Source organism: Sphingopyxis sp. (assembly GCF_036261875.1).
In the GTDB taxonomy this organism is placed as follows: Bacteria; Pseudomonadota; Alphaproteobacteria; order Sphingomonadales; family Sphingomonadaceae; genus Sphingopyxis.
Window position 1 is genome coordinate 25,005 of sequence record NZ_DATAJZ010000033.1, and the last position, 16,089, is coordinate 41,093.

15 protein-coding genes are annotated in these 16,089 nt (G+C 69.4%); 7 read left to right on the forward strand and 8 right to left on the reverse strand.

Annotated features, from left to right (window positions below):
• Positions 1 to 22: 22 nt before the first annotated feature.
• The 3 genes from VHO04_RS14620 to VHO04_RS14630 form a co-directional block, all read right to left on the reverse strand.
• The gene (locus VHO04_RS14620) at positions 23 to 1,279 is read right to left on the reverse strand and encodes a cytochrome P450 (protein ID WP_329628968.1); all 1,257 of its coding nucleotides are present in this window, start codon (positions 1,277 to 1,279) and stop codon (positions 23 to 25) included.
• A 336-nt stretch (positions 1,280 to 1,615) separates the two neighbouring features.
• Positions 1,616 to 2,848, reverse strand: a complete 1,233-nt coding sequence (locus VHO04_RS14625; protein ID WP_329628969.1) for an ABC transporter permease — start codon at positions 2,846 to 2,848, stop codon at positions 1,616 to 1,618.
• Positions 2,845 to 3,795 (reverse strand): ABC transporter ATP-binding protein, encoded by a 951-nt coding sequence (locus VHO04_RS14630; RefSeq protein ID WP_329628970.1) that lies wholly within the window; start codon positions 3,793 to 3,795, stop codon positions 2,845 to 2,847. Before VHO04_RS14630 ends, VHO04_RS14625 begins: the two co-directional genes overlap by 4 nt.
• A gap of 68 nt (positions 3,796 to 3,863) precedes the next feature.
• On the opposite strand from VHO04_RS14630, the gene queG reads away from it, so the two are divergent.
• On the forward strand, positions 3,864 to 4,916 hold the full coding sequence (gene queG, locus VHO04_RS14635; protein WP_329628971.1) for a tRNA epoxyqueuosine(34) reductase QueG: 1,053 nt from the start codon (positions 3,864 to 3,866) through the stop codon (positions 4,914 to 4,916).
• A gap of 103 nt (positions 4,917 to 5,019) precedes the next feature.
• Here the strand turns inward: queG and VHO04_RS14640 are convergent, their stop codons facing one another.
• On the reverse strand, positions 5,020 to 5,397 hold the full coding sequence (locus tag VHO04_RS14640) for a hypothetical protein (protein ID WP_329628972.1): 378 nt from the start codon (positions 5,395 to 5,397) through the stop codon (positions 5,020 to 5,022).
• Positions 5,394 to 6,071 (reverse strand): EI24 domain-containing protein, encoded by a 678-nt coding sequence (locus VHO04_RS14645; protein ID WP_329628973.1) that lies wholly within the window; start codon positions 6,069 to 6,071, stop codon positions 5,394 to 5,396. The genes VHO04_RS14640 and VHO04_RS14645 overlap by 4 nt, the downstream gene beginning before the upstream one ends.
• Before the next feature lie 110 nt (positions 6,072 to 6,181).
• On the opposite strand from VHO04_RS14645, the gene VHO04_RS14650 reads away from it, so the two are divergent.
• The gene (locus VHO04_RS14650) at positions 6,182 to 7,180 is read left to right on the forward strand and encodes an adenosine kinase (RefSeq protein ID WP_329628974.1); all 999 of its coding nucleotides are present in this window, start codon (positions 6,182 to 6,184) and stop codon (positions 7,178 to 7,180) included.
• A 122-nt stretch (positions 7,181 to 7,302) separates the two neighbouring features.
• Here VHO04_RS14650 and VHO04_RS14655 read toward each other — a convergent pair whose 3' ends face one another.
• The 3 genes from VHO04_RS14655 to tsaD all read right to left on the reverse strand — a co-directional run bounded on the left by VHO04_RS14655 (position 7,303) and on the right by tsaD (position 10,947).
• Positions 7,303 to 8,847: a lipopolysaccharide biosynthesis protein gene (locus VHO04_RS14655; protein ID WP_329628975.1), complete on the reverse strand. Its 1,545-nt coding sequence runs from the start codon at positions 8,845 to 8,847 to the stop codon at positions 7,303 to 7,305.
• Between the two features lie 76 nt (positions 8,848 to 8,923).
• Positions 8,924 to 9,916 carry an NAD(P)H-dependent glycerol-3-phosphate dehydrogenase gene (locus VHO04_RS14660; RefSeq protein WP_329628976.1) on the reverse strand — a complete coding sequence of 331 codons (993 nt, stop codon included), beginning with the start codon at positions 9,914 to 9,916 and terminating at the stop codon, positions 8,924 to 8,926.
• On the reverse strand, positions 9,913 to 10,947 hold the full coding sequence (gene tsaD / locus VHO04_RS14665) for a tRNA (adenosine(37)-N6)-threonylcarbamoyltransferase complex transferase subunit TsaD (protein WP_329628977.1): 1,035 nt from the start codon (positions 10,945 to 10,947) through the stop codon (positions 9,913 to 9,915). Before tsaD ends, VHO04_RS14660 begins: the two co-directional genes overlap by 4 nt.
• A gap of 60 nt (positions 10,948 to 11,007) precedes the next feature.
• On the opposite strand from tsaD, the gene hemC reads away from it, so the two are divergent.
• Genes hemC through VHO04_RS14690 form a run of 5 tightly spaced genes read left to right on the forward strand, consistent with a single transcriptional unit; the run spans position 11,008 to position 15,934 of the window.
• Positions 11,008 to 11,961, forward strand: a complete 954-nt coding sequence (gene hemC, locus VHO04_RS14670; RefSeq protein ID WP_329628978.1) for a hydroxymethylbilane synthase — start codon at positions 11,008 to 11,010, stop codon at positions 11,959 to 11,961.
• Complete coding sequence (locus VHO04_RS14675; protein ID WP_329628979.1) at positions 11,958 to 12,644, forward strand: uroporphyrinogen-III synthase; 687 nt, start codon at positions 11,958 to 11,960, stop codon at positions 12,642 to 12,644. The genes hemC and VHO04_RS14675 overlap by 4 nt, the downstream gene beginning before the upstream one ends.
• Positions 12,645 to 12,666: 22 nt before the next feature.
• Complete coding sequence (locus VHO04_RS14680) at positions 12,667 to 13,563, forward strand: hypothetical protein (protein WP_329628980.1); 897 nt, start codon at positions 12,667 to 12,669, stop codon at positions 13,561 to 13,563.
• Between the two features lie 42 nt (positions 13,564 to 13,605).
• A complete protein-coding gene (locus tag VHO04_RS14685) occupies positions 13,606 to 14,808 on the forward strand; it encodes an acyl-CoA dehydrogenase (protein WP_329628981.1) in 1,203 nt (400 codons plus the stop codon).
• A complete protein-coding gene (locus VHO04_RS14690; RefSeq protein ID WP_329628982.1) occupies positions 14,801 to 15,934 on the forward strand; it encodes a CaiB/BaiF CoA-transferase family protein in 1,134 nt (377 codons plus the stop codon). Before VHO04_RS14685 ends, VHO04_RS14690 begins: the two co-directional genes overlap by 8 nt.
• Positions 15,935 to 16,089 lie beyond the last annotated feature (155 nt).

Genomic DNA, 16,089 nt, shown 5'->3' on the forward strand with positions numbered 1-16,089 from the left:
ACGGCCCCGAGTCAATATCGCGTCAATATTGCTCCAGCTCGACCTGCATGTGGCGATAGCCGTGGACGAAGCAGGCATTGACGCGCTCGGGCTCGGCCAGCACGTTCACGCGCAGGCGCCGCTTCTGCATTTCGGAGATCAGCGTCGTGAGCTGCAGTTCGGCGACGCGCGCGCCGACGCAGCGGTGGATGCCATAGCCGAAGGCGAGGTGGCGGCGCGCGTTTTCGCGGTCGACGATGATCCGGTCGCCGTCGGGAAAGACGCTTTCGTCGCGGTTCGCCGAGGCATACCAGAGCGCGAGCTTGTCGCGTTTCCTGATCTGGTGGCCGAACAGCTCGGTATCCTCGAGCGCGGTGCGCCGCATATGCGCGAGCGGGGTCTGCCAGCGAAGAATCTCGTGCATCGCGTTGACCGCAAGGTCGGGATCGTGATTCGCCTCCAGCTTCGCGCGCTCCTCGGGGAAGCAATGGAGGCCATAGGCATAGGCCGACATCGAATTGCGCGTCGTGTCGTTGCCGCCGACGATCAGCAGGATGAGATTCCCCATGAACTCATTCTCGCTCATATGCTTCATCGCGTCGGACTGGAGCATGATCGAAATGAGGTCGTGGGTGCCGGGGTTCTGCGCCTTGCGGTCCCACAATTGCTTGAAAGCGCCGCCCATTTCGAACGCGGTGGCAAGCCGCGCCTGGCGTTGCTCGACGGTGCCGAAATTTTCGATGTCGCCCAGCGCGTCGGACCAGCGGGTCAGATTGTGGCGGTCCTCCCACGGGAAATCGAACAGGATCGCGAGCATGTCGGTGGTCAGCTCGATCGACACTTTCTCGACCCAGTCGAAGGGCTTGCCGACCGGCAGCGTGTCGATCAGCGCCGCGGTGCGCGCCTGGGTGTCGGCGCGCATCCGCTCGGTTTCGGACGGGCCGAAGGCGGGGGCGACGGTGCGGCGCTGCGCGGTATGCTGCGGCGGATCCATTGCGATGAACATCGGCATCGGCACATCGCCTTCCTGCAGATGATCGATCCCGTCGCCGGCGACGGTGATGCCGCCATATTCCCAACTCGAGGAGAAGAGCTTGGGCAGCGCCTCGATATGCTGGATCGGCTTGTAGGTCGTCACCGACCAATAGGGGCCGAATTTCGAATCCTCGCAATAATGGATCGGCGATTCGGTGCGGAGCTGCCGCATCGGTTCCTGCCAGCGGTCTTCGCGCCACAATTCGGCGCGGCTGACGTCGAGGGGATCGGCGATGTCGGGGTCTTGGCGAATCACGGTAGCCATGGGAGCACTCCTCTCGGGGCCGTCTCTCGCGGCCGATTCCGTTGCAGAATGCCACTATTTACAGCTTTGTCAATGATCGCTGGATGTCGGCTTTGGGGTGGGGAGCGGACATTCCCCACTTTCGCCGGGATGACGGAGTTCGGTCGGATTGCTGATGATCCTCCCTGTCGCGCAGCGATGGGGAGGTGGCAGCGCGAAGCGCTGACGGAGGGGCCCTTGGCGCAACCGTCGCGGCCCCTCCACCACCGCTTCGCGGCGGTCCCCCTCCCCACGGCTGCGCCGCAGGGAGGATCAAGGGCCGCAGTCGGTCGAAACCCGCCGTCGCCGCCTCCGCCTTCAGGCCCGCTTCCGCTTCCAGACTTTCCAGCCGCTGCCGCCGCTGAGCACGCCTGCGCGGAAGAGGCGGACCGACAGATAGACCACCAGCGCGACCCAGATCGCCTGCCAGCCGAGCGCGAGCAGGTGGATGCCATGGCCTTCGTCGGTCGCGGCGCGCGCCGCCATCGCGAAGGGCGAGGAGAAGGGGAATATCTGCGCGAAGGTCGCGAGGCGTGAGCCGGGCGCGCTGGCGGCGGCGGCCGACAGGCTGAACATGCCGACCTGAAAAATGGTGATCGGCAGGCTGAGCATCTGAATCTCGCGCACCGTCCCCGCCTGCGCCCCGACGCCGAGGAACACCGCGCCCAAAAGCAGGAACGCCATGACGAAATAGGCAAAGCCGACCCCGATGAAGAACGGCCAGCCGCTCGCCGGGGCGACCGCAAGCGCGGCGGCGGGCTTGCCCGCGGCGGCGATGGCGGCGGGGTCCAATTGCGTCGCCGCGACGAAGCCGCCGGCGATCGCGACGAGGAGCCAGAAGGCGATGAACAATATCGCGACGCCGAGAAATCCGAGCAGCTTGCCGAGGAACACGCTTTCGAGCGGCACCGCGGCGGCGAGTATCTCGATCACCTTATTGCCTTTCTCCTCGGCGAGTGAACTCACCGTCTGGCCGGCGAGCAGCAGGGTGACGAGGAAGATGACGAATACTGCGCCGAATCCCAGCGATTGCTGCGCCGCGATGCTTGTTCCGCCATGGGTGAGCGCCTCGAAATGCGGCGCGACCGGCGGCGGCGCGCCGGCGACCCGGCCGCGCACCACTTCACCCGCGATCAGCGCGAGATAGCGGCCCGAACTGCTGTTCGCTTCGCGCTCGACGATGCGCGGCGCGGTCAGCGGGCCGCTCATCACCGCATAGGTGTCGCTGCCTTTCTCGCGCGCCACCGCGACCGGATCGAGCGACGCGCTCGCGAGGCGGATTTCGAGCGTCGCCGGCTCGCGCGGCATCGCGGCGCGCAGGCTTGTGTCGGCCGCGCGCAGCGCCTCGACATCTGCGGCGTCGGCGATGGCGACAATGCGGCCCGCGCCGCGCGCGCTGTCGGCGAGCTGCGAGGCGCCCATGCCCCCCACCAATCCCATGCCGACCATGAACAAAGGCGCGAGCAGAAAGAGGAGAAAGGTCGGCGTCGCGACGATCGCCAGAAAGTCGCGGCGCGCGATGACGAGCAGATTGCGAAGGAAAGGAGTCATGCCGCGTCCTCCTCGATCGCGCCTTCTTCGGGGTCGCCGTCGAAACCGGCGTCGACCTGGCGGACGATGTGGACGAAGGCGTCGTGCAGCGCCGGACGTGCGATCGACAGGCCCGCGACGCCGTGGCCGCCGGCGGTGATGCGCGCGAGCAAAGGCTCGACCGCGCTGTCCTCGATCGCGAAATGCCAGGCTTCGCCGCGGCGTTCGGCGCCGGCGGGAAGCAGCGCGGCGACCGCGTCGCTGCCGTCGCGCGGCGTATAGCGCACCTGCATCGGCAGCAGCGCGCGCGCCTCGTCGACCGTTCCCTCGAAGCGCCGCGCCGAACGCGCGATGATCGCCAGCCGGTCGCAGAGGCGCTCGGCATGGGCCATGACGTGGGTCGAGAAAAGGATCGTCGCGCCGCGCGCCTGTTCGCGCCGCACGAGCGTTTCGAGCCGCTCCTGATTGACCGGGTCGAGCCCCGAGAAAGGCTCGTCGAGGACGATCAGGTCGGGGGCATGGACGATCGAGCCGATGAGCTGAACCATCTGCGCCATGCCCTTCGACATCTTGCGGATTTTCTCGTCGATCACGCGTTCGAGCCCGAGTTCGGTCATGAAGGTCGCGGCGCGCCGCCGCCCCTCGGACCAATCGAGCCCGCGCAGCGCGCCCATGAAGGCGATCGCCTCGCGCGCCTTCATCCCCGGATAGAGGCCACGCTCCTCGGGAAGATAGCCGATGCGGTGGCGCACCGCCTGCGGCCGGTGGCCGCCGAGCAGCCGGCTCGTCCCTTCGTCGGGATCGACGATCCCCAGCATCATGCGCAGGCTGGTCGTCTTGCCCGCGCCATTGGGACCGAGCACGCCGTAAATGCAGCCCGCCGGAACTTGCAGCGACACATGGTCGACCGCCGTGAAGCTGTCGAAATATTTGGTGAGGCCGGTCGCCTCGACGCTATACTCGGTCAAATGCTGGTCCCTGACATGCGGTTTCACCGGACTATGGCACGAAGGCGACGGTCGCGTATAGAGCGCCAATGGTTGCCGAAGCCTTGCCTGCGCTGGAGGAGCGATTGGAAGTCGTGGCGCGCGAGCATGGCTTTGCGGCGTTCGGGATCGCGCGCGCCGATGCGGCGCCCGAAACCGCGGCGCGGCTGAACCAATGGCTCGCCGAGGGTTGCCATGGCGGCATGATCTGGATGGAAAGCCGCGCCGGACAGCGCGGGTCGCCGCGGGGACTGTGGCCCGAGGTCCGCTCGGTGATTGCGCTGGGCATGAGCTATGCGCCCGCGCAGGACCCGCTCGCGCTGGCGGGCGCTCCCGACCGCGGCCGCATTTCGGTCTATGCGCAGGGCGCTGACTATCATGACGTCGTCAAGCGAGCGCTGAAGGCGGTCGCGCGCTGGCTCGTCGCCGAGGCGCCGGGGGCCGAGGTCAAGGTATTCGTCGACACCGCGCCGGTGATGGAAAAGCCGCTCGCCGCCGCCGCCGGGCTCGGCTGGCAGGGCAAGCACAGCAATATGGTCAGCCGCGAACATGGCAGCTGGCTGTTCCTGGGGGCGATCTACACGACGCTCGACCTCGCGCCGTCGGCCTATGGGCGCGACCGCTGCGGCAGTTGCACCGCCTGCCAGGACGCCTGCCCGACGCAGGCCTTTCCCGCGCCCTACCGCGTCGATGCGCGGCGCTGCATCTCCTACCTCACCATCGAGCATGACGGGCCGATCCCGGTCGAGCTGCGCCGTGCGATGGGCAATCGCATCTATGGCTGCGATGATTGCCTTGCGGTCTGCCCGTGGAACAAGTTCGCCGATACCGCCGCGCGCCACCGCGCCTTCCTGCCGCGCGCCGAACTGGCGGCGCCGTCGCTCGCCGACCTGCTCGCGCTTGACGATGCGGGGTTCCGACAGGTCTTCGCGGGGTCTCCGATCAAGCGCATCGGCCGCAACCGCATGGTCCGCAACGCGGCGGTCGCGGCGGGAAACAGCGGCGATCGGACGTTTACCCGGCGGCTGGAGGAACTCACCGGCGACGAATCGCCGATGGTTGCCGACGCGGCGGCATGGGCGCTCGCCGAATTGACGTCATGATGTCTCGTCATTGCGAGCGAAGCGAAGCAATCTCCAGCTATCGTTACGCGAAGCCGATGGCTGGAGATTGCTTCGTCGCTACGCTCCTCGCAATGACGGGCCTTTATCGCCGCAATGCGCTGATGCAGCTATCGACATTGGCGTCGCGCCCGTCGGGGGTGCGGGCGTCGACATAGGTGGCGACCGGCTCGGCGCCCTGCTTCGGCGCGTAATAATAGATATCGAGGATGCAGGGCGATCCCGCGAATTGCAGCTTGCGCCCCATGCCTTCCTTGACGTCGAGCCGGGGCTTGCCGAACAACGACAGCGCGGCGTTCGCCGCGTGCCCGACCAGGCTGTTGTTCTGGGTGATGCGCGGCGGGGTCGGCGGCGGCGCGGGGCGCACCGCGGGCTGGGCCGGGCGCGGCACGGCGGCCCCCGCGCAGCCGCCGAGCGTGGCGGCGAGCATCGCGACGGCGATCAGCCTGATATGTCTCGTCATTCTTCCCCATCCCTCAGATGCAACAGGTGGACGGCCATAGCCGCGCCGACGATGGGGGCCAACAGATTGGCGACGGGCACCAGAAAGCTTGCGGCGGACAGTGCGCCGAGCGACCAGCGCGCACTGCGGCCGAGGCGCGGCCGGTCGGGGTGGCGTGCGAGAATCATCGCTTCGAGATCGCGGCCGAGCAGCGCCGCATTGAGGACGAAAGCGAGCAAAGGCGCGCCGACCGCGGTGAACAGCAACACGATATAGAAGGGCAGCGCGATCAGGTTCACCGCGACCAGCCGGCCGACCGAGGCGAGGCCGAGGCGCAGGCTCTTGGCGAAGCTGACCGGCACTGCGCGCGCCGCGGCGGCGGGATAGTGGCGCCCCTCGACGTCGGCGACAATGCCGTCGGCGAACAGTCCGACGACAAGGATGGCGACCGCGCGGAACAGCAGCCAGCTCGCCGCGATCAGCAGCAGCATGACGAACACGCCCGCCATGTCGAGCGTGGCGCCATCGAGCCACTTCCAATGTTCGAGCACCCAGCGCGCGGCGAAGAAGATCGCGGCGCCGGCGCCGGCGAAGATCAGCAGCGTCAGCGCGAGGCTTGCCGCCAGCACGCGCAGCACGCGCGGATGCGGCAGGTCGCGGAGCGCGAGCAGCAGGGCGTGGACGGCGCGGGCCATGCGCCGGGGATGGCGCGGCGACGGGCGCCGCGTCAAGCGCCGTGCTTGCCTTGAGGGGCAGTGCCCCCTAAAGGCGCGCGCAGCTTTTCCCATCCAGCACAGGAATTTTCATGGCCTCCACCGCCCGTTTCGATGTCATCGCGATCGGCAATGCGATCGTCGACGTGATTGCCCGCGCCGACGACGCGCTGATTGAGGCCGAGGGTCTGGCGAAGGGCTCTATGCGGCTGATCGACGCCGAAGAGGCGGCGCGGCTCTATGCGGCGATGGGACCGGCGGTCGAGATGTCGGGCGGCTCGGCGGCAAACACGCTCGCCGGGATGGCGGCGCTTGGCCGGCGCTGCGCCTTCATCGGCCAGGTCGCCGACGACCAGCTCGGCCAGGTCTTCACCCACGACCTGACCTCGCTCGGCGTCGCCTTCGAGACGCCGCCGCTCGCCGAGGGCGACCCGACCGCGCGCTGCCTGATCTTCGTTACCCCCGACGGACAGCGGACGATGAACACCTTCCTCGGCGCGTCGCAGAATCTGGGCCGCGAATCGCTCGCCCCGGCGCTGATCGCCGATGCCGACATCCTCTATCTCGAAGGCTATTTGTGGAACGCCGACGCCTCGCGCGCGGCGATGGCCGAAGCGATCGGACTCGCGCGCGCGGCGGGCCGCCGTGTCGCCTTCACCCTGTCCGACACCTTCGTCATCGCGGCGCATGGCGAGGATTTCCGCCGCATGATCGCGGCACGCGAGATCGATATTCTGTTCGCGAACGAGGCGGAGCTGCTCGAACTCGCGCAGGAACAGGACTTCGAGACGGCGCTGGCCAGCGTCGCGGCCGGCGTGCCGCTGCTCGTCGTGACGCGCAGCGAAAAGGGCGCGGTCGCGGTGACGAACGGCGAGCGCACCGCGGTTCCGGCCGAGCCGATCGATCAGGTCGTCGACACCACCGGCGCCGGCGACCTGTTCGCCGCCGGTTTCCTGGCGGGTCAGGCGCAAGGGCGCAGCATCGCCGATTGCCTGACGATGGGTGCGGTCTGCGCGCGCGAGATCATCGCGCAGGTCGGCCCGCGTGCACAAACCGACCTCGAGGCGAAAATCGCCGAGCGGCTGAGCTGATCCTCCTATAATAGGATCCTGTTCCCCCGCGAAGGCGGGGGCCCAGAGCGTCATTACGCAAATGCCGGGGACTGGAGCTCTGGGTCCCCGCCTTCGCGGGGACACACCAAGAGAAGCGCGCCCTAAGTGTCGGTTTCCGTCCCCTCCGGATGCTTGCGGAACAGCGCGCGGTCGGCGGGGCCGAAGCCGCGCGTCCAGATCAGCCAGGCATAAATGCCGAGGATGACGGGAACGCCGACGAGCAGCTCGGCCCATTCGGGAAGCTTCGTCGCCCCCCAGCCGAGCACTGCGGCGCCTCCGGTCGCCCAGACGAGCGCCCAGCGCAGGCTGTTCACCGGCGCGCCGAGCAGTTTCGCGAGCAGCCGCGCCTTGACCACCGAGGCGAAACCGAGCGCGAGCATCAGCGCCAGCGCGACCGCCGCCGCATAAGTGATCGGGTCGAGCCCCATCGACCGCGCGACGAGGATCAGCGCGACGCTGAGCACCGCCTGCAACGCGAGCGTCGCGAGACTGATGAGCAGGTTGCGGTGGCGCGCGACATAGACGAGCGCCGCTTCGCTAACGACGGCGGTCGCCGCGACCACTTCGGCCGCGAGCAGGAAGGCGAGCGCCCCCGCGCCGCCGACGAACTGCGGCCCGACGAGCCCCATCACCGCTTCGCCCGGAATGCCGAGCGCGAGCGCGATCCCCGCCTGCGCGGCGATGATCCAGAAGCCGACCTGGCTGACCTGCGCCGCGATGGCGCCCAGCCGGTTTTCGGCGAGATTGCGGGTGATCACCGGGCCGAGGATCGGCTCGAAACTGGTCTTGAGCTTTTGCGGCAGCGACGCGACCTGCTGCGCCATATAATAGATGCCGTAGATCGTCGGCGAGGTGAACTGGCCGAGGATGAACAGGTCGAGGCGGCGTGTCCCCCATTCGATCGCGTCGGCGGCGGCGAGCGGCGCGTTGCGGCGCGCGACCATGATCAGATAGGACGGCTGCGGCCGCCAGACGCCGGGGCCGCCATAATGGCGGATCATCGGGACCAGCGCGGTCAGAAAGGCGCCGACCATCGCCGCGGCATAGGAGAGCATCAGCCCGTCGCGCGGCGAAACATACCAGAAACCGGCGGCGGCGACGCTGATCACCCACGGCTCGACCACCGCGCGCGCGCGCACCGTCGCGCCGATATCGAAGCGGTAAGCGCAGGCGGCGAGCGCGACGTCGGTGCCCGCGATCGCGAAGACGAGCAGCGCCATCCAGCGATCGGTGCTGTCGATGTCCCCCGCCGGAAACATGATGTTCGGCAGCAGCAGCAGGATCGCCGAACCCACCGCCGAGGCAAGGAAAGCGACGAACATGCCGTCCCACACGACGTGGCGATGATCGGCGCCCTCGGCGCTTAACTGTTCGGCGAGGCCGCGCTTGAGGCCCAGGGTCGCGAGCTGCGCGACGAGTTCGATGACGAGCACCGCAAAGGCGAAGCGCCCGACCGCTTCGGGCCCGTACCAGCGTCCGGCAAAATAGAGAAAGGGCAGGCGTGCGACGAGGCGCATGATGAAGCCGAGGAAATTGGTGCGCCCGCCCTTGGCGAGCGCGGCGGTGTCGGCATCCGCCTGTTCCGGGGCCAATCCAGGCGCGGCGGCTGCGGGGCTGTGCGCGGCTGCGCTGTCCGTCTGGCTCAAGCCTCGCGCCCCTTCTGCTGTTCCCCGCCGATCAGTCTAGCGCGCGCGGGGGAGGCAGGCAATTGCGATAGGCGGGTCATCGCCCCTCGGGTCGCAGCGGGCGGCTGAGCAGAGCCTGAATGGCTTCGCCCGCGCGAATCTCGCCGGCCACGAGCCGCGCGACGGCGTCGGTGATCGGCATCTCGATCCCGTCGGCGCGGGCGGCGGCGGCGATCACCGGGGCGCTGAACGCGCCTTCGGCGACGGTGCGGCGGTCGGCCATCAGCGCCGCCGCCTCGGCACCACGCCCCAATCCCTGACCCAGCGCGAAATTGCGCGAGTTGGACGAAGTGCAGGTGAGCACGAGGTCGCCGAGCCCGGCGAGTCCCGCCAGCGTTTCGGCCTCGGCGCCGCGCGCCAGCCCGAAGCGCGTCATTTCGGCGAATCCGCGGCTGATCAGCGCCGCGCGTGCGTTGAGCCCCAGTCCGGCACCATCGACGATGCCGCAGGCGATCGCGAGGATATTCTTGACCGCGCCGCCGATCTCGGCGCCGATCATGTCGGTCGACACGTAAGGGCGGAAATGCGGGCGGGCGAGCGCCTGCGCCAGCGCTTCGGCGGTCGCGGCGTCGGCGGCGGCCAGCGTGATCGCGGTCGGCAGGCCGGCCGCGACTTCGTGCGCGAAGGTCGGGCCCGACAGCACCGCCAGCGGCCGGGCGGGGCAGATATCGCGCGCAATATCGATCGGGAAGGCGAAGCTCCCCGCCTCCATGCCCTTGCTGCAAAAGATCAGCGGCGCGTCGCCGCCGGGCAGGTCGGCCAGCACCGCGCGCAGAAAGGGAACCGGGACGACGACGAGCAGCGCGTCGCACGCCGCAAGATCCGCGAGCGCGCCGGTCGCGGCGAGCGAAGGCGACAGCTTGGCGTCGGGCAGGAACAGTGGGTTGCGATGTTCGGCGTTGATTGCCGCGACCACCTCTGCCTCGCGCGCCCAAAGGCGCACCGGCGCGCCCTCGGCGGCCAGCAATTGTGCGAGCGCAGTGCCCCAGGCGCCGCCGCCGACCACCCCGAAGCTTCTATATGACGTCATGCTTTCACTCCGGCGCCGCGCACCGCCTCGGCTTCGGGATCGAGCGGCCAGCGCGGCCGCGCCGCGGTGTCGAGCGGGTCGGTCAGCCCCCCGGCGAAACGCTCGGCGCCTGCCCAGGCGATCATCGCGCCATTGTCGGTGCAGAGCCACAGCGGCGGTGCGACGAAGGGCTTGTCGAAGCGCGCGGCGAGATCGGTCAGCGCGCTGCGAATCGCGCCGTTCGCGGCGACCCCGCCCGCGACGACGAACGCCGTGGCATCGGGGCAGGCGGCGAGCGCGATGCGGCTGCGATCGACGAGGCAATCGACCACCGCCTGCTGAAAGGAGGCGGCGAGGTCGGCGGTGCCATGCTCGCCCGAAGCGGCGGCGCGCGCGACCGCGCTCTTGAGTCCGGCGAAGGAGAAATGCGGCTCGGCGCTACCGACGAGCGGACGCGGGAGCGGCACCGCGCGCGGATCGCCGTTCTTTGCGACGCGCTCGACCGCCGGCCCGCCGGGATAGCCGAGCCCGAGCAGCTTCGCGGTCTTGTCGAAGGCTTCGCCCGCGGCGTCGTCGATCGTCGTCGCGAGGCGGCGATAGGCGCCGACGCCTTCGACGCGCAGCAACTGGCAATGGCCGCCCGAGACGAGCAGCAGCAGATAGGGAAATTGCAACTCCGGGTCGGCGAGCCGCGGGCTCAGCGCGTGGCCTTCGAGATGATTGACCGCGATCAGCGGCTTGCCCGCCGCATGCGCGAGTGCCTTGCCGGTGACGAGCCCGACCATCACCCCGCCGATCAGCCCCGGCCCCGCGGTCGCGGCCACCGCGTCGACATCGGCGAGCGACACGCCCGCGTCGGCAAGCACGCCCTCGACGATCGGCGCGAGCCGGTCGACATGCGCGCGCGCCGCGATTTCGGGGACGACGCCGCCATAGGGCTGATGCTCGGCCTCCTGCCCCGCGACGCGGTGCGCGAGGATGCGCCGTTCGCTGTCGACGAGCGCCGCCGCGGTTTCGTCGCAGCTCGATTCGAGGCCGAGGATAAGAGTCATATTGTTGCGCGCCCTTTACCCCCCCCTTTATCGAGAGAGCAAGCCGCGCTAGCAGCGCGCATGGCCTCGATCCCGCTTCCCACCTCCGCAAACCCGCTCCGCATCGGCACCCGTGCCTCGCCGCTGGCGATGGCGCAGGCGCATCTGGCGGCCGCCGCGCTGATGAAAGCGCATGATCTGGCGCCCGAAGCGCTCGAAATCGTGCCGATGACCGCCACCGGCGATCGCATTCAGGACCGCGCGCTGGCCGAGGTCGGGGGCAAGGCGCTGTGGACGCGCGAACTCGACGCTGCGCTCGATGCCGGGGCGATCGATATGGCGGTGCATAGCCTGAAGGATGTCGAGACGCTGCGCGATCCGCGCTTTGCGCTCGGCGCAATGCTCGAACGCGCCGACCCGCGCGACCGGCTGGTGCTGCGCGAGGGGGTGGAGGCGGCGACGATCGCCGATCTGCCGCACGGTGCGCGGCTGGGGACGAGCAGCCCGCGCCGCGCGGCGCAGGTGAAACGGATCCGCCCCGATCTCGTTCCGGTGCTGCTGCGCGGCAACGTCCAGACGCGGCTCGCCAAGCTCGCCGCGGGCGATGCCGATGCGACCCTGCTCGCCGCCGCCGGGCTCGAACGGCTCGCGATGCACGACATCGGGCGGACGCAGCCGATCGGCCTGCTGCTTCCGGCGGCATCGCAGGGCGCGATCGGTATCGAGGCGCGCGCCGACGATGCGGCGACGCGCGCTCTGCTCGCGGCGGTCGATCATGGCCCGACGCACCGCGCGGTGGCGGCCGAGCGCGCTTTGCTCGCGGCGCTCGGCGGCGACTGCCGTTCGCCCGTCGCCGCGCACGCGCACTGGCAGGGTGGTGGCGCCCTGCGGCTCGATGCCGAAATCTATTCGGAGGACGGTGCCGACCATGTCGCGGGCCATGCGATCGTGACCGGCGAAGGCGATGCCGAGGCGCTCGCGCACCGGCTGCTCGATGACGCGCCCGATGCGGTGCGGCGCCTGTTCACGGCATGACCGGCGATCTGCCGCTCGTCGTCACCCGCGCCGACCCCGGCGGCGCGGCGACCGTCGCGCGGGCGCAGGCGGCCGGCCTCGATGCGCGACACATGCCGTTGTTCGGGGCGCGCGCGCTGGCCTGGTCGCCGCCCGACCCCGCTGCGTTCGACGCGCTGCTGCTGACGAGCGCGCAGGCGGCGCGGCTCGGCGGGACGGGTCTGGCCGCGCTGGCGGCGCTGCCCGTCTGGGCGGTGGGCGAGGCAACGGCGGCGGCCGCGCGCGCCGCGGGGCTGACCGTCGCCGTCACCGGGCCCGGCGACGGTCAGGGCCTGGTCGACGCCATGGCGCCACAGGGGCCCGCGCGGCTGCTCTGGCTGTGCGGGCGCGACCGCTCGACCTTCAATGCTGCGGGAATCGCGATCGCGCCGCTTCCGGTCTATGCCGTCGATCCAACCCCGCCGCCGCCCGAATGGAACGCGCTCGTCGCTGCGCCCGCGGTGCTGATGGCGCATTCGGCGCGCGGCGCGGCGCGGATTGCCGAACTGGTTGGCGGCGAGCGTAAGCATTTGACCTTGCTGGCGATCAGCGCCGCCGCCGCGTCCGCCGCGGGCGAGGGCTGGGCCGAAAAGGCGGTCGCCGCCCGCCCCGATGACGCGGCGATGTTGGCAGAAGCGTCTGCTTTGTGCCACAAGGGGCGCTGACAGGGTCGTTCGAAAGAGACACATGACAATCGACAGCATCGAACGGGCTCCGCCGGCGGGCGGCGAAGCCCCGGTGAAAAGGCTTTCGTTGCGCGCGCTCTTCATCGGTGCGGTCGTCCTGCTGATCGTCGGCATTGTCGGTGGCGGCTGGGCGATGAGCCGCTGGCTCGCCGGCGACGCGGCACCGGTGACCCGCGTGGTCGATACGCCGGCGCCCGGCGGGGTGCTGAAGGCGATGACCGACAGCGCGAACAGCCCGCCGGCACCGGTGGTCGTCGCGCCGGTCGACGGCGCCGATGCGTTGGCCGCGCGCGTCGCCGAACTCGAACAGCGCCTCTCGCGCATCACCCTCCAGGCCGAATCGGCCTCGGGCAATGCCTCGCGCGCCGAGGGGCTGCTCGTCGCCTTCGCGGTGCGCCGCGCGCTCGATCGCGGGCTGTCGCTCGGCTATCTCGAAGCACAGCTTCGCCTCCGCTTTGGCGACGATCAGCCCAATGCGGTGAAGACGATCATCGAAACCTCGCGCGAGCCGGTGACGCTCGAACAGCTTCGCGCCGACCTCGACGCGATCGCGCCCGAACTTGTCGGGCGCAACGGCGACAAGGGCAGTCTGTGGACGGGCCTCAAACGCGAGCTCGGCGAATTGTTCGTGGTGCGGCCCGCGGGCACGCAATCGCCGCGCGCGACCGAACGGCTCGACCGCGCGCGCCGCTATCTGACAAGCGGCATGGCGGACAAGGCGATCACCGAGGTCGAGGCGATGCCCGGCGCGGCGGCGGCGGGCGAGTGGCTGATCGATGCGCGTCGCTATAACGAGGCGCGGCGCGCGCTTGACCTGATCGAGACCGCGGCGATATTGGAGCCGCGCGACGGTCCCGCCGTCGCCGCGGCCCGCGCGTCGGGCACGACCACCCCGTAACGCGTCTCCCAACAGGGCCGCGTCCAACAGAAAGCGCGACCCATGGCCCTCGCCGATCCGCAGCGCATCGAAACGCTCGATCCGTTCGACCCCCTTCAGCTCGCCGACCAGCTTAGCGAAGAGGAGCGGATGATCCAGGGCGCCGCGCGCGCCTATGCCGAGGGCGAACTGCTGCCGCGCGTCACCTCGGCCTTTCTTGAAGAGCGGTTCGACCGCGAGATCATGCGCGAAATGGGCCAGCTCGGGCTGCTCGGCGCGACGATCGATCCCGAGTATGGCGGCGCGGGGCTGAATTACGTCAGCTACGGCCTGATCGCGCGCGAGGTGGAGCGGATCGATTCGGGCTATCGCTCGGCCTGCTCGGTGCAAAGCTCGCTCGTGATCCATCCGATCAACGCCTATGGCAGCGAGGAGCAGAAGCGCAAATATCTGCCCGGCCTGACCTCGGGCGAGCTCGTCGGCTGCTTCGGCCTGACCGAACCCGACGCGGGCAGCGACCCCGGCGGGATGCGCACCCGCGCCGAGAAGATCGAAGGCGGCTATCGCCTCAAGGGCGCGAAGATGTGGATCACCAACGCGCCGATCGCCGACGTCTTCGTTGTCTGGGCGAAATCGGACGCGCACGACGGCGCGATCCGCGGCTTTGTGCTCGAAAAGGGGATGAAGGGCCTGTCGGCGCCGAAGATCGAGGGCAAGGTCAGCTTGCGCGCCTCGATCACCGGCGAGATCGTCATGGACGGGGTCGAGGTCGGCGAGGATGCGTTGCTGCCGCACGTTTCGGGACTCAAGGGACCGTTCGGCTGCCTCAACCGCGCGCGCTACGGCATCGGCTGGGGCGCGATGGGCGCGGCCGAATTCTGCTACGAGGCGGCGCGCAATTACACGCTCGAGCGCAAGCAGTTCGGGCGTCCGCTCGCGGCGAACCAGATCGTGCAGTTGAAGCTCGCGAACATGTTGACCGAAATCGCGATGGGGCTGCAGACCGCGCTCCGCGTCGGGCGGCTGATCGACGAAGGTCGGCTGGTTCCCGACGCGATCAGTCTGCTCAAGCGCAACAATTGCGGCAAGGCGCTCGACATCGCCCGCGTCGCGCGCGACATGCACGGCGGCAACGGCATTTCGGCCGACTATCACGTCATCCGTCACGCGGTGAATCTGGAGACGGTGAACACCTATGAGGGCACGCACGACGTCCACGCGCTGATCCTCGGCCGCGCGATCACCGGGATCAGCGCCTTTGCCTAAGCCGCTGGAGGGCATCCGCGTCGTCGAACTCGCGCGCGTGCTCGCGGGGCCGTGGAGCGGGCAGCTGCTCGCCGACCTCGGCGCCGAGGTCATCAAGGTCGAGCGGCCGGGCGGCGGCGACGACACGCGCGAATGGGGGCCGCCGTTCGTGACGGGAGCCGACGGCGCCAATCTCGGCGCGGCCTATTATCATAGCTGCAACCGCGGCAAGCGCAGCGTCGCGATCGACATCGCGAGCGCCGGTGGGCAGGCCGAGGTGCGCGCGCTGCTGGCCGATGCCGATGTCGTGATCGAGAATTACAAGGTCGGCGGGCTCGTCAAATATGGGCTCGACCCGGCGCGGCTGCGCGTCGGTTTCCCGCGGCTGGTCGTCTGCTCGATTACCGGCTTCGGCCAGACCGGGCCCTATGCGCACCGCGCAGGCTACGACTATATCGTTCAGGCGATGAGCGGCTTCATGTCGCTGACCGGCGAACCCAACGGCGCGCCGCAAAAGGCGGGGATCGCCTATGCCGACATCTTCACCGGCATGTATGCGACCGTCGCGATCCTCGCGGCGCTGCGGCGTCGTGACGCCACGGGGGCCAAAGACGGGGGCGGCGCGCATGTCGACATGGCGCTGCTCGATTCGCAGGTCGCTGTGCTCGCGAACCAGGCCGCCAATTATCTCGCGAGCGGGGCGGTGCCGAAGCGGATGGGCAATGCCCATGTCAATGTCGTACCCTATCAGGTCTTTGCCACTGCCGACGGCCAACTCGTGATCGCGGTCGGCAACGACGGCCAGTATCGGAAGCTTTGCGCGATCCTGGGGGTACCCGAATGGGGCGGCGATCCGCGCTTCGCGACCAATGCCGCGCGGCTTGCGAACCGCGCCGAGCTGATCCCGCTGCTCGCGGCGAAGATCGCGACGTGGGACGCGCAGCCGCTGTCGCTCGCGCTCGAAGCCGAGGGCGTGCCCGCGGGGCCGATCAACGATCTCGCCGGCGTCTTCGCCGACCCGCAGGTGATCGCGCGCGGCATGCGCTTTCGCCCCGAGGGCGCGTCGATCGACGGCGTCGCCAGCCCGATCGTCATCGACGGCGAACGCATGGTCGCCGCAACAGGGGCGCCGCCACTGGATGGGTGAGTCGCGACTGGTTTCGACCGATTGCGGACATAGGTAAGGATCATATTCTCTCCCCTTGAGGGAGAGATACGAAGGCTTGGCAGCTTGCTGCCTAGCCGAAGTTGAGAGGGGGTTTTGCGTCCGCTGGCGTCGCCCCCCTCTCCAAGCTTCGCTAG

Coding starts and splice junctions, on each gene's coding strand:
- VHO04_RS14620 (WP_329628968.1), bottom strand. CDS start 1,279: ATGGCTACCGTGATTCGCCAAGACCCCGACATCGCCGATCCCCTCGAC.
- VHO04_RS14625 (WP_329628969.1), bottom strand. CDS start 2,848: ATGACTCCTTTCCTTCGCAATCTGCTCGTCATCGCGCGCCGCGACTTT.
- queG (WP_329628971.1), top strand. CDS start 3,864: ATGGTTGCCGAAGCCTTGCCTGCGCTGGAGGAGCGATTGGAAGTCGTG.
- VHO04_RS14640 (WP_329628972.1), bottom strand. CDS start 5,397: ATGACGAGACATATCAGGCTGATCGCCGTCGCGATGCTCGCCGCCACG.
- VHO04_RS14645 (WP_329628973.1), bottom strand. CDS start 6,071: ATGGCCCGCGCCGTCCACGCCCTGCTGCTCGCGCTCCGCGACCTGCCG.
- VHO04_RS14650 (WP_329628974.1), top strand. CDS start 6,182: ATGGCCTCCACCGCCCGTTTCGATGTCATCGCGATCGGCAATGCGATC.
- VHO04_RS14660 (WP_329628976.1), bottom strand. CDS start 9,916: ATGACGTCATATAGAAGCTTCGGGGTGGTCGGCGGCGGCGCCTGGGGC.
- tsaD (WP_329628977.1), bottom strand. CDS start 10,947: ATGACTCTTATCCTCGGCCTCGAATCGAGCTGCGACGAAACCGCGGCG.
- hemC (WP_329628978.1), top strand. CDS start 11,008: ATGGCCTCGATCCCGCTTCCCACCTCCGCAAACCCGCTCCGCATCGGC.
- VHO04_RS14675 (WP_329628979.1), top strand. CDS start 11,958: ATGACCGGCGATCTGCCGCTCGTCGTCACCCGCGCCGACCCCGGCGGC.
- VHO04_RS14680 (WP_329628980.1), top strand. CDS start 12,667: ATGACAATCGACAGCATCGAACGGGCTCCGCCGGCGGGCGGCGAAGCC.
- VHO04_RS14685 (WP_329628981.1), top strand. CDS start 13,606: ATGGCCCTCGCCGATCCGCAGCGCATCGAAACGCTCGATCCGTTCGAC.